The following is a 15,424-nucleotide window of genomic DNA, read 5'->3' as shown; positions in this document are numbered from 1 at the left end:
CTATGCTAAACCTGTACTGGGCACTACTTGTCCCTTTCTTCTTTGAATATAGCGTTTCTCTAAGATTGAAAAGCCCCATTGAATCAATCCGCAAATAAGAATGTACTGTAAAAAGATCACAAAATAGGATTCAAAATACTGATAACCATAAGACGCTTCAACACGGGCAATGGCTGTAATATCCTTAATGGTCATCACAAAGACCAAAGAGGTTCCTTTTACAATATTTATGACTAGATTAGCCAGATTGGGCAAGGCTGATTGCAAGGCCTGTGGAAAAACAATCCTCACATAAGCCTGACTAGTGGTTAAACCAATCGCTTGTGCAGCTTCTAATTGTCCCTTATCCACAGTCAAAATAGCCGAACGTAAGATTTCTGATAAACTACCTGTTGTCATCAAACTATAGATAATAAAAGCATAATAGATCGGATTGAGTTTAAAGATATCAACATCACTCCCTATGCTTTTGAGAAATTGATTGAGCAAACTCGGAAACAAACTATAAAAGAAAAGAATCAGCAAAATCGGAGGTGTTGCTCTTATAAAAGCTAGATACACGAGAGAGAAAGTTCTAACACCTTTGACTTTATATATTTGTCCCAGAGCTAAAAACAAGGCTGGTCCAAAACTTAAGACCATGGCTACAATCATAATGATTAAGGTGGTTGGCACCCCTTTTAAGGTCTCTAAAAAAGTTTTCGCAATATAGTCTAAATCCATATCCTATCTCCCTTTCGTTTCCAAAGATTTTTCTAACAAGCGACTCAAGAAGGAAACAGCCAAGGCTACACCCCAATAAAGAATGGCAACCGCTGTATAGGTTTCAAGAGAGTAATTCCCCAAATTGCGACTGATTAAGAGATTCCCAGCTCCCATGACATCCACAAAACCAATCGTATAGGCTAGGGCAGCGTCCCGCATCAAATTTAGAATAGCGGTCGTCATATTTGGAAGAGCCACTTGAAAAGCCTGAGGAAAAATGATTCTCCAAAATGTCTGACTAGGGGTCAAACCAATACTGACTCCAGCTTCCATCTGACCTTTGGGAATTGCCTGATAGGACGCCTTAAATACTTCTGCAATGATAGCCGCAAATAGCAAGACCATGGTGAATAAGACGAAGACCGTCGTAGACCAGTTGTTGATATCTAAATTCAGCCACCATTTTAAAAATTCAGGTAAACCATAAAAGACAAGGAATAGTAAAACAATAGGGGGAGTACAGCGAAGAGTGAAAATATAGCCCTTAGAAAGACCTGCAAAAGTCTTGTCTTCTCCCACTTGAGCCCAAGCCAGTAAGCCACCGAAAAGGGAACCGAGGACTGTAGTAAAAAAGAGAATGGACAAGGTCATAGGAAGAGCCTGCCATAAGGTTGGTAAAAATTGGAACACTCTTGAAAAATCATATGAAACCATATAAACCTCTTTCTAATACTCAATGAAAATCAAAAAGCAAACTAGCCGCAGGTTGCTCAAAACAGTGTTTTGAGGTTGTGGATAGAACTGACAAAATCAGTAACCATACCTACGGCAAGGCGACGTTGATGCGGTTTGAAGAGATTTTCGAAGAGCATAACATGCCTGATTGCTCATCTAATCTTTATCAACGTAGCTAAAGACATCTTCTTTAAAGTATTTTTGAGAAAGTTTAGCTAGAGTACTGTCTTCTTTTAATTCTTTAATCGCTTTTTCATACTCTTTAGCAAACTTCTCACCCTTTTCATCACGGTGAATCAAGGGATAGGTTGGAATTCCTTTATAAGGGAACCAGCTAAGTTTGTCCGCATATTGGTGGTAAGAGCCATCCTCTGTTGTCACCGCTTTTTCAAAAGACAACTTGATGTCAAAGAAAGCATCATAACGTCCTTCTAAAACCCAAGCATAAGCATCTGCCACCTTGAAAGATTCAGCAGCTGTCAACTCAATTGGTGTATCCTTGTACTTGTCATTATAGCTATTAATCACATTCCACTGGGCATTTTGAGGAGAGATGGGTACTAATTTTCCTTTATTTTTGGCGAAATCATCAATATTCTTATATTTAGCTTCATCTCCTTTTCTGACAGTAAAACCAATAATGCTGGCTCCTACTGGCTCAGATGGAATAATGAATTTCTTAGCCCGTTCATCTGTATACCAAGCACCTTTAGTTCCAATATCGTACTTGCCAGACTCAAGTCCAATCAAGAGATCATCATCACTAGTTCCAGTATACTCAAATTTATAATCTGCTAATTTCTCATCAACCGCCTTTAAAACAGCGACTTCATAACCATCTGATTCCCCTTTTTCGTCAATAAAATCATAAGGGACATAGTTTTGAGTATGGGCAACTTTTAAAGTTGTTACTTGTCCAGACGAAGCTGCATCTGCACCTTTAGCAGATGCTCCCGACAAAGTCCTACCAATAATCGTTGCTCCAAGCACTGCCACAACCGCAACTCCACCAACAATCCATGTTTTCTTACTCATATTCTTCTCCTTTATTTAGCTACTGCTTCTCTCACCCACTGGATACGCTCCACTGCAATATCGTTTGGAATGGTACAATCTGCTCCAAGTATGAGGCCATCTTTCCCTGTTTCTTCTACCAATCGTTTGGTTTCAGCCTGAATTTCTTCCTTACTGCCTCGATAGAGAAGGCCATCTTTACCGTTTTCAAATCCTCCCAGAACAGCACGACCCTTGAAAATCTCACGACCTTCTTTTAGACTAATCCCTTCTGGACCAACTGCCCAGTTAAAAACATGAGCTGGATAGTCTGCAAAGATATGAATATCGTTTCGGGCTCCTTCATAGCCACAGATATGAAGGATATTTACCCCACCAACCGACTTAGCCGCATTTAAAACAGTCAGTTCACTCGGCTCAATAATCTCCTGATAGGCTTCAGCAGAAACACGCGCATCCTGAATACTTTGCACACTGAGATAAATACCATCTACTCCTGCATCTTTAATAATAGCTTGACTCAAGCTAGCGATATCTTGCGCAATCACATCAAGTACTTTTTTCAATTTCTGAGAATCTTGAACTAAGAAGTCTGCAATGAGATCATCTCCACCAGACACTTCTCCAAGTAACCATTTGAGGTAGGTCACAGGCGCAAAAATATTGTAAATAGCAACAATATCTTCCGTAAACTCCTGCTTAATCTTCTTCACTAATTCTACCTGCTCTCTAATCCACGGATGATCTTTACCCAGAGGTTGAATCTCCGACAGCTCTTGGAGTGACTTCCCTTTGGCAATAACTGGATTTGGATAAGCAAAATAGCCATCACTCATCAACTTGATAAAGTCTGGATGTAGGTCACGGATAAAACGTTTGTGACCTTGTATGTTCTTTTCAATAATCACAGGATTGGAAAATCCCTTTAACCATTCCTCTTCTGATGTAAAGTGGTGCCAAAAACCTACAGGTACACGGTCAACCACTTCTCCTCTAAATGCTTTTAAAACCCATTCTCTTTTTTCTAACATCTCTATTCTCCATTTCTTTCTTTTTCAACTAATAAAACACTGGCAATATCATTGGTTTGAATAAAGGGAAGACTTCTCTTCTGAAAATCCTGAATCCCATGACATCTTGGCCCTTCCTTACAAGCAAGTCCCTTTGTAAGACTGATCGCAAGTAAGATGACAAAGCCGAGGGCCGTCCCTACCAATAGCCACTTTTTTCTTTTCATAAGGCTCTCCTATTCTAACATAGCAGCCTGACGAATCCAGTCCAATCTTTCTAATTCAAAGTCATCTGGAACCGTGCAATCCGCTCCAAGAAGGACTCCTCTAGTCCCAGCTTCAGCCAACAATCGTTTAGTTTCCTCTTGTAGTGCAGCCTTTCTACCTCCGTAAAGCAGGCTCTGCTTCCCATTTTCAAAACCACCCAAGACCGCTTTGCCATGAAATAGCTCCTGACCTTGAGGTAAACTGACTGCTTCATGGTGGGTTGCCCAGTTGAAAACCTGGGCTGGATAATCTTTAAAAATAGTCACATTGTTACTGGCACCTTGGAAACCGCAGATATGCAGGATATTTACCCCACCTACCTGATTGGCAGCTTCTAAAACCTTTATGTTACTTGGCTCAATATAGGTCTGATACAATTCTGCTGTGATGCGCTCATCCTGAATTTCTTGTGTACTGAGATAGATTCCATCTGCTCCACCATCCTGAATGATTTTTTTAGTTAGGATAGCGATATCCTCAGCTATCACGTCTAAAACATCCCTGAATAGCTCTGGATTTTCAAGAAAAAGATCTGAAACCTCCTTATCACCTCTAGAAGTCTCTGTACGAAACCACCTTTTCAAATAGGAGATCGGAGAAAAAATATTGTAAAATGATGCAATGTCCTCAGTGAAGGTTGCTCGAATAGCCTCTACCACTTCTACTTGTTGCTGAATCCAAGGATGGTTTTCACCAATCGACTCAATAGAAGCTAACTCCTGAAGACTTGTAACCTTAGGACTGTAGACATTACTTGGATAAATGAAAAATCCGTCACTCATCATTTTGACAAAATCAGGATGGATTCTTTCAACGTACTTCCGATGTCCCTCTACACTTTTTTGAAAGATACGTGGATTATTTAAACCTTGTCCTTTTTCCTCCAGTATTACAAAATGAAACCAAAAGCCAACAGGAACCCGTTCCACCTCTTCTCCTCGAATAGCTCTAAAAACTAGCTCTCTTTTACTTGTCATACTTCTCTCCTTCCATTTGGATTGAAACCATCTTACCACTCCTTTTGACCTTTTCCCAATATATATTGACTATCGACTTGATTGGGATTGTTTATATCAATAGAGAAAAAAATCTCTGAAAAGCTTGATTTTACTAGCTTTTCAGAGATTTTTTCTGTTTATTGCTTTTTAAAATAGTTGTTATATAGATTTTTTATCAGCCTGATTAGTATTTTTTATTAAGCCTCTTTCATGGCAAAGTAAGCCCGGACTTTGGGTGCTACTTGTGTTCCGAATAGTTCAATAGCTCTCAGAACCTGATCATGAGGCATAGAACCAAGAGGTAGGTGCAACATGAAGCGGTCCAAATCTAAATCCTCTATCATGCGAATCAATTTTTCGGCCACCTGATCTGGATTGCCCACAAACATGGCGCCATTTGATCCTACCTGCTCCAAATATTGCTTATAACGCAATTCTTGCCAGTGTGGACGGTCTTTGGAAATAGCATCCACTACTTGCTTGGTCGGATGGAAATAATCTTTCACAGCCTGCTCGCCATCTTCAGCAATCCAACCCCAAGAATGGACCCCAACCTTTAGTTCATGACTGGCATGGTCTGCTTCGCTCCCAATCTCACGATAAGCCTGAATCAACTTTTTAAAATAACGAGGGTTACCACCAATAATGGCATAGACAATCGGTAGGCCTGCCTGAGCAATCTTTACTGTTGATTCGACATGACCACCTGTCGCTATCCACAAGGGTAATTTGTCCTGAACTGGACGAGGATAAACTTCTTTACCAGCAATCGTTTGGGTCAATCGACCTTTCCAGTCTAGCTTTGTCTTTTCATTGACTAACTGGAGCAAGTCTAATTTCTCATCAAAAAGGGCTTCGTAGTCTTTCAAATCATAGCCAAACAGAGGAAATGATTCCGTGAAAGAACCCCTTCCAGCCATAATCTCCGCACGTCCATTTGACAAAGCATCGATAGTGGCATATTGTTGGAATAAGCGAATCGGATCCATGCTCGAGAGAATGCTGACTGCACTGGTCAAACGGATTTTCTTGGTATTGACTGCCCCAGCTGCCAGTACAATCTCTGGGGCTGATACTGCAAAATCCTCTCGATGGTGCTCACCAATCCCATACACATCCAAACCAACCTTGTCAGCCAGTTCAACCTCTGCTAGCAACTGGCGAATGCGTTCGTCATGGCTGTAAGTTTGCCCAATCCCTTCAAGCTCCGTTGTTTCCCCAAATGTTGAAATTCCCAATTCTACCATTGTGATTCTCCCTATCTACTCTGTCCTTCAATTTGAAAAATTATTCTAATACTCAATGAAAATCAAAGAGCAAACTAGGAAGCTAGCCGCAGGCTGCTCAAATCACTGCTTTGAGGTGGTAGATAGAACTGACGAAGTTAGTAACATATGCCTAAGACAAAGCGATACTAACCTGATTTGAAGAGATTTTCGAAAAAGATTAAATATACTCTACAATTTGCTCAATCAATTCTGGGTCGTCTAAACCTGTAACTTGTATAACAACATCTTTGACTGATTGTTTAGCCAACAATTCACCTAATCGAATACTTTCTTCATCATTTACATCGCGATAGTCAAAGGCATAGCCAACTGTTTTAAGTAGGTTTTTATATGACAAACTGAGTTCTTTCAATTCACGTATCGGCCGGATGAATCGTTCATTATAGCCTAATTTTCGGATTGGAGTACGAGCTACGCGACTAACCTCGTCCACTATGAAAGGATTTTCAAACCGTTCTATAATGACTTTGTGATAATTCTCCAATTCTTTTTTATCAAAGTTCCATTTGGCAATCAAGAGACTCCGAATTTCAGCTAATACAGATTCAATCCGAGATTTGATATTAGGATTTTGAAGAGCTTCCAAAATTGTCTTGGCACCATAATGCGCACCAATGTAAGCTGAAGTTGCATGTCCAGAATTGACTGAAAAAAGTTTTCGCTCAATAAAGGGTTCTAAATCTTCTTCATAATGCACATCTTTTAGACGTAAATCTGGATTTTTAAGACGCTTGGTTTCCACGACCCATTCATTAAAGGGTTCGACCACAACAAAAAGGGAATCTTCGTGACTTTGTGCTGGAACAATCCTGTCTACTGCAGCATTTGGAAAACCTATGTAGTTATCAGCAAATGTCAAACCTTCCGGACTTAAATATTTCTTGACTTCTTGATAAAGAAATTGAGACCCGCCAATCATATTTTCACAGGCCATAACATCCAATGCCTGTGTATTTCCTGCAACTCGGCGAGCTTCGATTCCTTTGGCTAGAAGTTCAGCGATAAAAGGGAGTATATTAGGTCCGATTGCAGTAGTAATAATATCCGTCTTTTGAATCGCTTCAATGACTTGCTCAGGGTCTTCTTTGCTATTAATGCCAGCCACATTAGTTACTTCTATACGAGACTGTCCTTTCTGTGCAATTTCAATTTCATACTTGCCCTTTTCATTTAGAGCATGAATTATCTGATTATTGACATCCACAAAATCAATATGGAAACCATTTTTAAATAGAATTTCACCTATAAAACCACGACCGATATTACCGGCACCAAAATGAACAGAATGTTTCATTCAATTTCTCCTTTTCCTATTTGAGGGACATATATACTAGATGACAAATGACGAAATTCAATTATTCAACAGCATCAAATAAGCGCAACACTTCCTCTTTTGACTGAGCATCTGCTAGTTTAAGAACATTATCTACATCTGCACAGAAGATAGAAATTTTCTGAATAATTTCTAAGTGTTCATTACCAATACCAGCAATACCAAAAAGAACCGTTGCCACTTGAGGGTTAGATACATTCCCAAAATCAACCCCTCTAGGGACTTGAACGACTGTAATACCAGACTTGAGGACATCATTTTTTGCTGCATCTGTTCCATGCGGTATGGCGATAAAGTTACCCATGTAAACAGATAGCTCTTTATCTCGCTCAATCATGGCTTCAATATAGTCTTCATTAACATATCCACCCTCATAAAGAACTTGCCCACAATAACAAATAGCTTCCTCCTTGTTAGAAAATTGTTTATTAAGCTTAATCAAATGTTTTTCAAGTTTCATATTAGTTCTCCAATTTCTTAATTTTTTCTTTAAAAATAGTATTTAGCATCTGATAAATAATGGATTGATTTCCCGTCTTGTAAATCTCTGTATAAAGATGATTTTCAATAATCGACTGACTAATAGCTGTCATTAAATCTCTAGCTTCCTCGCTAGCTTCTTTAGACATTAGCATTAGCAGACACCTTTTGACCTCTTCTTCCTCTCGTTTCATTGACAATGCGGAGATAGGTAGTTTGAGTTCAAACATAGTAAAACTATTTGTTGTTACTTTGCTAGACTGACTATGTAAAAGCACCAGACCAGTATTAGGAATAGCCATAGGACTATTCTGGAAGTGAGATAACAATTTTCTTGTTAGGTAATCTCTGTCACTCACATTCTTCTGATATTGGATGATTTGTTCTACCGTGTGCTCAAATGATTGATTATTCTCCAATTGAACCAACTCGAATTGACTCAAAAGCTGACTACTAGATATTAAATAATCTTGCAAGTCATAACTTTTCTCTGGAGCGATAGCATCACGCGCGACAATTGTACGATGTGCCTGTACATACTGAAGTCGTTCCTGTAATTCAAGCAGTTCTTTGACGGTTGGAAAACTAGAAATTACATCGATTTCCTGATTAGTCAGCGGCTTGGTAGATAAAATATAATCATACTGACTGAGATCAATACTGTGGTAATCTACTAGAGACTGAATATCTATCAACTCTACAAAAGGAGCAACACTCTTAATTTTACTGACTAATAAATCTCTAGTGACCCGACGTTCATCCGTTAAAAGCAAAACACGGACTGGATAAATCTCTGGACTACGGCCTAAGCTAGAGATAAAATGTAGGGCAATCATGCCATACTCATACTCTGTATGAAGATATTTCGGAAAAATATCATTTACTAAAAGACTGATGACTGTATAAAGAAATTTATTCCTTTCAACTAAAATCTGGACAGATTCTGGCAAATTTTCACCCTGAAAAAGGATAGGGACGCCTAAACTGAGCCGAATATGATGGAAAAGAAAATTGAATAAAACCTTGTCCTTAAAAAAGTCAATCTTGGTATACATGGAAACCGTATCAATCAGATTTGAAATATTGTAGAAAAATTCACCATCAAATTTCTCCGTAAAGAGCGGATTGTCCTGACGTTTAATGATTAATTCATCCAAGATGCTCGCAAAATAGATAATTTCCTGAATACTATAAAATTGTGCAGTCTGCTTAGAGTAAGCTTGAAAAATTTTTTGAGAAATTTCCAAAGCCTGCTTACTAGTATTAGGTGAATTTTCAATGTTTTGCTCCTGACCTATAAGAGATAACAAGATCGCAAAAAACATCTTCATCCTAGCATCCATATCTGGAAAACCTGACAGTTGCTTATTAACAATCTGACTGGCCAGCCTAGTTCTATCTGCTTCTAAAATATCAAAGCTCCCAAAATTACCGGTTGAAAAATCTGCTACTGAGATACAGTTTGTCAGTAAAATAGCCAAAAATCTTCTCTTACCAACTGAATCACCAGAAATACGATAACCTTTTTGTCGTTCAATTTTCAGATCAAAGTCTAAAAGACGCTTATCAATATCTGAAATATCCTGAATAATAGTTACATTACTGACTTTCATGCACTCTTGCAATGCTTCATTGGTGACAAAACCACTCTCAGTCAGAAGGCGATAGGTAATCAACTCTTGTCTTTCTTGGGGACTATACTCAACTAACACTTCAAGTTCTGTCGGCAAATCATCCAACTCTCCAGTCAAAATATAGTATTTCCCATGCTTCGTTATTTCGATTCCATATTGCTCCATGCTATCTGTCAAATCTGATAAAGTTCGATAAATTGTTCTAGATGAAACCTGTAAGATTTCAGTCATGTCTTGCATTGAAAGCTTCCCTACATGTAGGAAAGCCTTCAATAATTGTTCTTCTCGTTTGGTTAATAGCATTCGTAATTTAGAAACCTCTAGTTCTATTTGTACATTCTAACAGCCATTTTGTCATATTCTGGTGTTGTTACTAAACTATCCACAATAAGAAATTGAGAATTCGGTGCTGTTTGCTGCACTTCTGCCTGTAAAGAAATAGTTGTTACAATCATTATGTTTTTAGAATTAAATTCACCTAATTCTGAAATTTTGGCAGTAGAAACTGGAATACGAATATTCTTGTTTCTAAAGATAGCCCGAATCGTTTCACAGCCCATAGTTGCAGATCCCTGTGCTTTACCATAAGCAACTACTACAGCATCAATATGGTTAAGGTCAATTTCCTGACTATCTACTGATGCTGAAGTTGATATATCTCCTTCAATTTCTGCTATTGGAGAAGCTCCTGTTAATGAAGCTACAATTTCATCATAACGAGGGGACGCTAAGAAATTATCAACAGAAACATGAATAGCACTTGGACTCTTGTCTTTAGCTCTTGGTGTCAGTTCTTCCTGAGTAACAATTAATGTTTTTGGTGTATCAAGCAAATTTGAGATTGCCTGATTAGATACTGGAATCTCTAGACCTGCTTTTTTAACCTTATCTCGAAGAATACTAGCTCCCATAGCAGAGCTTCCCATACCAGCATCGCAGGCGAAAATGATTTTTTCCACTGAGTCTGTCGAAACAACTGCATCAACAGAAGTTGATACTAACTGACCTTTAGACTGAGCCTTAGCTGCTTGGGTAGCCGCCTGAGCAGCTTCGAGCGAATCCTCAGTTGACTTGTCTGCATGAAGAATAAGGGCTGCTACAAGGAAAGAAACAACTGCTGCCACTAAAACACCTAGAAGAACATTTAGATGGGGCCAAACGCCTTTTGGCGCCGTAGCCATAATCGCAATAATAGAACCTGGTGAAGCTGGAGATTTAAGACCAGCGTCTAAGAGTTGAAAAGTAAAAGTTCCAGAGATACCTCCTGCCATAGCAGCTAAAAATAGAGTAGGCTTCATCATAACATAAGGAAAGTAAATTTCATGAATCCCTCCGAAGAAATGAATAAGCATTGCCCCCCAAGAAGAAGATTTAGCAGAACCTTTACCGAATACAGCATAAGCTAATAGAATTCCCAGGCCTGGTCCAGGATTAGCTTCCAATAGGAAGAGAATTGACTTACCAGCTTGAGCTACCTGTTCTACTCCCAGAGGAGTAAAAATGCCATGATTGAGGGCATTATTGAGGAAAAGGACTTTAGCCGGTTCGATAATAAAATTAGCTATAGGAAGGAGGCGAGCATTAACAATAGCCTCAACACCATTCCCAACAGCTCCAGTAAGAGTCGATACGACTGGACCGATTGCGTAGAAAGCCAAAAGCAATAATGCAAAACCAACGAGACCAGCTGAGAAATTATTAACTAACATTTCAAATCCGGGACGAATTTTTTCCTGGAACTTTTCATCAAATTTCTTGATAGTCCATCCTCCCAGTGAGCCCATTACCATAGCTCCGATAAACATAGGAACACTAGAACCTGTGATTGCACCAACAGTAGCAATAGCTCCTACAACGGCACCACGTTGACCATGGATCATATATCCACCTGTGTAACCAATCAGGATTGGCAATAAATACGTTAACATAGGACCAACAACAGTAGCTAACTGTTCATTTGGCAGATAGCCATCAGCGATAAAGAGGGCAGTCAACACTCCCCAAGCAATAAATGCTCCAATATTGGGCATAACCATATTTGAAAGCGATGTCCCTAGTTTTTGAACTCTGACTTTCAATGATACTTTTTCTTCCATTAGGATCATCCTCCTTTTCTTAAAACTAGTATATACAAAGTTAAAAACCTTTAAAACTAAAGTTTTGTCACAGATTTTGTGCCAAAACTTTACTTTTGACGAGGCTGGGCAAAAAGGCTTAAAAATGATAAAACGCATCATATCAGGTGTACAAAACCTTAATATGATGCGTTTTATCATGGAAAGATTTACTGAATTTTCTCTTCAAATTGAGTTTTTGCCCAGCTTCCTCTTTTTATAGTAGTTTGAAATAAGATACGAACAAATCAATTGGAAAATTCAAATTAATTTCTAGAAATATTTTAGTATTCCTGTGTACTGTTCTAAATTCAATCTGCTATAATTATTGAAAAGTAAACCCTTATCATCATTTGTAACATAAAAAATAGGCTGTAAAACCTTATAGGATAAACCTATGGCTTTACGCCCGTATATTCATAGATTCTATTCTACCGTTACTGACTTGGCAAGGTTACGTGGTTTGTCCACATCGAGGCCACGGTGGAGGGTTGCAAAGTAAGCGACCAATTGTGTTGGTACGACCATTGAAATTGGTGAGAGGTAAGGGTGTACAGTCGTAAGGACGATAGCGTCTGTCTCTTTAGCAACATTTTCTTCTGCGATAGTGAGGACTTTTGCACCACGGGCTGCCACCTCTTGGATATTTCCACGAGTGTGGTTGGCAAGGACTGGATCTGACAAGAGAGTCAAAACAGGTGTTCCTTCTTCAATCAAGGCAATAGTTCCGTGCTTAAGTTCTCCTGCCGCAAAGCCTTCACACTGGATGTAAGAAATCTCTTTAAGTTTGAGACTTGCTTCCATGGCTACGTAGTAATCTTGACCACGTCCGATGTAAAAGGCGTTACGAGTTGTTTCAAGTAGCTCACGAACCTTGACTTCAATGGTTTCTTTCTCTGAAAGAGTTGATTCGATAGACTGAGCTACGATTGACAACTCATGAACTAAATCAAAGGCTTGCGCTTTGGCATTGCCATTTGCTTCTCCGACTGCTTTTGCAAGGAAGGCAAGGGCTGCAATTTGCGCTGTATAGGCCTTGGTTGATGCCACGGCAATTTCAGGACCTGCATGAAGGAGCATGGTATGGTTGGCTTCACGAGAAAGAGTTGAACCTGGGACGTTTGTCACTGTCAAGCTTGGGATTCCCATTTCATTAGCCTTGACCAAAACCTGACGGCTATCTGCTGTTTCACCAGACTGGCTGATAAAGATGAAGAGTGGTTTCTTGCTGAGAAGTGGCATACCGTAACCCCACTCAGATGAAATTCCAAGTTCAACTGGTGTATCTGTCAATTCTTCCAGCATCTTCTTAGAAGCAAATCCTGCGTGGTAAGATGTCCCAGCTGCAAGGATGTAGATGCGGTCTGCGTCTTGAACAGCCTGGATGATAGCTTGGTCTACGACTACTTGACCAACCTCATCTGTGTAGGCTTGGATCAACTTACGCATCACTGTTGGTTGCTCGTCAATTTCCTTGAGCATGTAGTAAGGGTAAGTTCCCTTACCGATATCTGACAAGTCAAGTTCCGCAGTATAGCTAGCACGTTCACGACTGTTACTATCATAGTCTTGAACTTCCACGCTATCAGCCTTGACGATTACCAACTCTTGGTCATGAATTTCCATGTATTGGTTGGTTTCACGAATCATAGCCATAGCATCTGAGCAGACCATATTGTAGCCTTCCCCAAGACCAATCAAAAGTGGAGATTTGTTTTTCGCTACATAGATGACATCTGGATTTTCAGAGTCAATCAAGGCAAAGGCATATGAACCACGGATAATATGAAGAGCTTTTTTAAAGGCTTCAAGAACTGAGAGACCGTCTTCTTCCGCAAATTTTCCAATCAAATGTACGGTGATTTCCGTATCTGTTTGCCCTTTGAAGTGGTGCCCAGCAAGGTATTCTTCTTTAATTTCAAGGTAGTTTTCAATCACCCCATTGTGAACCAAGACAAAACGTTCTGTCTCAGAGCGGTGTGGGTGAGCATTGTCTTCCGTTGGTTTCCCATGAGTTGCCCAACGAGTATGTCCGATACCAGTTGTTCCCTCAACACCAACTGTCTTAGCAGATAATTCTGCAATACGACCTACAGCTTTGACTAGATGGTTTTCAGCACCACCTAGGACAAAAATTCCCGCAGAATCATAGCCACGGTATTCGAGCTTTTCAAGCCCTTGAATCAAAATATCAGTTGCATTTGTGTTTCCAACAACACCAACAATTCCACACATAGTATATACGACACAGGCAAGCTGTGCTTCCTCCTTAAAATTGGTATAGTCTAATTCCTCTTTTATAGAATCAGCAAAAACAGTATATACTTGTTTCTTTCACTTGTCAAGAGTAAAAATTGGTATAGTTCAAATTAAACTCCTATAAGTAAAAAACTCTGACCAATTTGGATAATCAGTCAGAGTCCTTTTTAAAATCCATTATTATCGCTTAATTCCTTGAACCAGTACCCTGATTTTTTCAGACGACGTTCTTGCGTTTCCAAGTCTAATTCGACCAAACCATAGCGATTTTTATAGCTGTTAAGCCATGACCAACAATCGATAAAGGTCCAAATTAAGTAGCCCTTACAATTGGCTCCGTCTTCAATGGCACGGTGAAGTTCACGAAGATGAGCTTTTACAAAGTCAATACGGTAATCATCTTGAATCATTCCATTCTCACGGAATTTTTCCTCTCCTTCAACACCCATACCATTCTCTGTCAACATCCACTCAATATTGCCATAATTTTCCTTGATATTTTGGGCGATGTCATAAATCCCTTGCTCATAAATCTCCCAGCCACGATGAGGATTGATTTTACGTCCAGGCATTACATAAGGCTCATAAAAATGTTCTGGCAAAAGAGGACTCTCTGGATTCTTAGCAAATCGAGGTGCCATAACACGCAAAGGTTGATAGTAGTTGACACCAAGGAAGTCTACCGTATTGTCACGAATGACTTCCAACTCCTCCTCTGTAGCATCAGGCAAGAGACCGTATTCATGTAAGATTTCTACCAACTCCTGTGGATAAGTCCCCAAGACAGATGGATCTAAGAAAGATTGGGCCTGAAAAAGGTCCGCAATACGAGCTGCCTTGACATCAGCAGGATGCTGGCTACGTGGATAAGCCGGTGTCAAGTTGAGGACAATCCCAATCTTGGAATCTGGCAAAAGTTCATGACAAGCCTTAACCGCCCGACTGCTGGCCAATTGTGTATGATATGCTACTTTAACGGCTGCCTCTGCATCCACCTTATGTGGATAATGGGCATCGTAAAAATAGCCAAATTCTACTGGAACGATGGGCTCGTTAAAGGTAATCCATTGATCCACTAGATCTCCATAAGTCTCAAAACAAAAACGAGCATAGTTTTCATAGGCTGAGACAGTCGCCTTATTTTCCCAACCATCACCAGCTTCTTGAAGAGCAAAAGGCAAATCAAAGTGGTAGAGATTGACTAAAAGACGAATCCCCTTAGCCTTAATAGCCTCAAAAACCTTACGATAGAAATCCACACCTTGAGGATTGACTTTTCCACATCCTTGTGGAAAAATCCGTGACCACTGAATAGAAATCCGAAAGGCCGTGTGACCAGTTTCTAACAGTAGCTCAATATCCTGTTCCCAGTTTTCATAAAAGCTTGATGTTTTATCTGGACCAATTCCATTATAGTAGCGATTTGGCTCCACTTGGAACCAGTAATCCCAGAGATTATCTCCCTTACCGTCACCAGCTATACGTCCTTCTGTCTGCGGCCCAGAAGTAGAGGATCCCCAGACAAAATCCTTTGGAAATCTTAGCATACATTTACCTCTTTATCTACTCATTTTTCCCATTATACA

Annotated in this window: 15 protein-coding genes; 2 read left to right on the top strand and 13 right to left on the bottom strand. The window is 39.7% G+C overall.

The genetic code is table 11. The features are described from left to right. Both SPPN_RS02015 and SPPN_RS02010 read right to left on the bottom strand, forming a co-directional pair. Window positions 1-723: an amino acid ABC transporter permease gene (locus SPPN_RS02015; protein WP_000362517.1), complete on the bottom strand. Its 723-nt coding sequence runs from the start codon at window positions 721-723 to the stop codon at window positions 1-3. A gap of 3 nt (window positions 724-726) precedes the next feature. Beyond that, window positions 727-1,419, bottom strand: a complete 693-nt coding sequence (locus tag SPPN_RS02010; protein ID WP_000255468.1) for an amino acid ABC transporter permease — start codon at window positions 1,417-1,419, stop codon at window positions 727-729. Window positions 1,420-1,496: 77 nt separating this feature from the next. Here SPPN_RS02010 and SPPN_RS14140 point away from each other — a divergent pair, with 77 nt between their 5' ends. After that, window positions 1,497-1,619: a hypothetical protein gene (locus tag SPPN_RS14140; protein WP_272941552.1), complete on the top strand. Its 123-nt coding sequence runs from the start codon at window positions 1,497-1,499 to the stop codon at window positions 1,617-1,619. On the opposite strand, the gene SPPN_RS02005 is transcribed toward SPPN_RS14140, so the two are convergent. From SPPN_RS02005 to SPPN_RS01985, 5 genes are all read right to left on the bottom strand, one after another. Then, window positions 1,597-2,475: a transporter substrate-binding domain-containing protein gene (locus tag SPPN_RS02005; RefSeq protein ID WP_000039544.1), complete on the bottom strand. Its 879-nt coding sequence runs from the start codon at window positions 2,473-2,475 to the stop codon at window positions 1,597-1,599. The two genes, SPPN_RS14140 and SPPN_RS02005, sit on opposite strands and share 23 nt — an antisense overlap. A gap of 11 nt (window positions 2,476-2,486) precedes the next feature. Further along, window positions 2,487-3,485: a uroporphyrinogen decarboxylase family protein gene (locus tag SPPN_RS02000; protein ID WP_000890777.1), complete on the bottom strand. Its 999-nt coding sequence runs from the start codon at window positions 3,483-3,485 to the stop codon at window positions 2,487-2,489. A gap of 2 nt (window positions 3,486-3,487) precedes the next feature. Beyond that, on the bottom strand, window positions 3,488-3,691 hold the full coding sequence (locus SPPN_RS01995) for a hypothetical protein (RefSeq protein ID WP_000823548.1): 204 nt from the start codon (window positions 3,689-3,691) through the stop codon (window positions 3,488-3,490). Between the two features lie 9 nt (window positions 3,692-3,700). Next, complete coding sequence (locus SPPN_RS01990) at window positions 3,701-4,708, bottom strand: uroporphyrinogen decarboxylase family protein (RefSeq protein WP_000202170.1); 1,008 nt, start codon at window positions 4,706-4,708, stop codon at window positions 3,701-3,703. A gap of 218 nt (window positions 4,709-4,926) precedes the next feature. Continuing rightward, window positions 4,927-5,976, bottom strand: coding sequence for an LLM class flavin-dependent oxidoreductase (locus SPPN_RS01985; RefSeq protein WP_000229791.1), 1,050 nt, complete (start codon window positions 5,974-5,976; stop codon window positions 4,927-4,929). A gap of 55 nt (window positions 5,977-6,031) precedes the next feature. Here SPPN_RS01985 and SPPN_RS14135 point away from each other — a divergent pair, with 55 nt between their 5' ends. Then, window positions 6,032-6,157, top strand: a complete 126-nt coding sequence (locus SPPN_RS14135) for a hypothetical protein (RefSeq protein ID WP_256856928.1) — start codon at window positions 6,032-6,034, stop codon at window positions 6,155-6,157. 18 nt (window positions 6,158-6,175) lie between these two features. Here the strand turns inward: SPPN_RS14135 and SPPN_RS01980 are convergent, their stop codons facing one another. From SPPN_RS01980 to bglA, 6 genes are all read right to left on the bottom strand, one after another. Continuing rightward, window positions 6,176-7,312, bottom strand: a complete 1,137-nt coding sequence (locus SPPN_RS01980; protein WP_000682963.1) for a mannitol-1-phosphate 5-dehydrogenase — start codon at window positions 7,310-7,312, stop codon at window positions 6,176-6,178. Window positions 7,313-7,373: 61 nt separating this feature from the next. Next, complete coding sequence (locus tag SPPN_RS01975; protein WP_000764149.1) at window positions 7,374-7,811, bottom strand: PTS mannitol transporter subunit IIA; 438 nt, start codon at window positions 7,809-7,811, stop codon at window positions 7,374-7,376. Window position 7,812: 1 nt separating this feature from the next. After that, the gene (locus SPPN_RS01970; RefSeq protein WP_014017193.1) at window positions 7,813-9,768 is read right to left on the bottom strand and encodes a BglG family transcription antiterminator; all 1,956 of its coding nucleotides are present in this window, start codon (window positions 9,766-9,768) and stop codon (window positions 7,813-7,815) included. A 23-nt stretch (window positions 9,769-9,791) separates the two neighbouring features. Next, window positions 9,792-11,561, bottom strand: coding sequence for a PTS mannitol transporter subunit IIBC (locus SPPN_RS01965; RefSeq protein WP_000391682.1), 1,770 nt, complete (start codon window positions 11,559-11,561; stop codon window positions 9,792-9,794). Between the two features lie 444 nt (window positions 11,562-12,005). Beyond that, on the bottom strand, window positions 12,006-13,814 hold the full coding sequence (gene glmS / locus SPPN_RS01960; RefSeq protein ID WP_000334311.1) for a glutamine--fructose-6-phosphate transaminase (isomerizing): 1,809 nt from the start codon (window positions 13,812-13,814) through the stop codon (window positions 12,006-12,008). Window positions 13,815-14,005: 191 nt separating this feature from the next. Continuing rightward, on the bottom strand, window positions 14,006-15,385 hold the full coding sequence (gene bglA, locus SPPN_RS01955; RefSeq protein WP_000943494.1) for a 6-phospho-beta-glucosidase: 1,380 nt from the start codon (window positions 15,383-15,385) through the stop codon (window positions 14,006-14,008). Window positions 15,386-15,424: the final 39 nt, after the last annotated feature.

Origin of the sequence: Streptococcus pseudopneumoniae IS7493 (assembly GCF_000221985.1) — a bacterium.
Taxonomy (GTDB): Bacteria; Bacillota; Bacilli; order Lactobacillales; family Streptococcaceae; genus Streptococcus; species Streptococcus pseudopneumoniae.
Note: the sequence above shows the minus strand (reverse complement) of the source record. Positions and strands in the feature narration are given on the sequence as shown.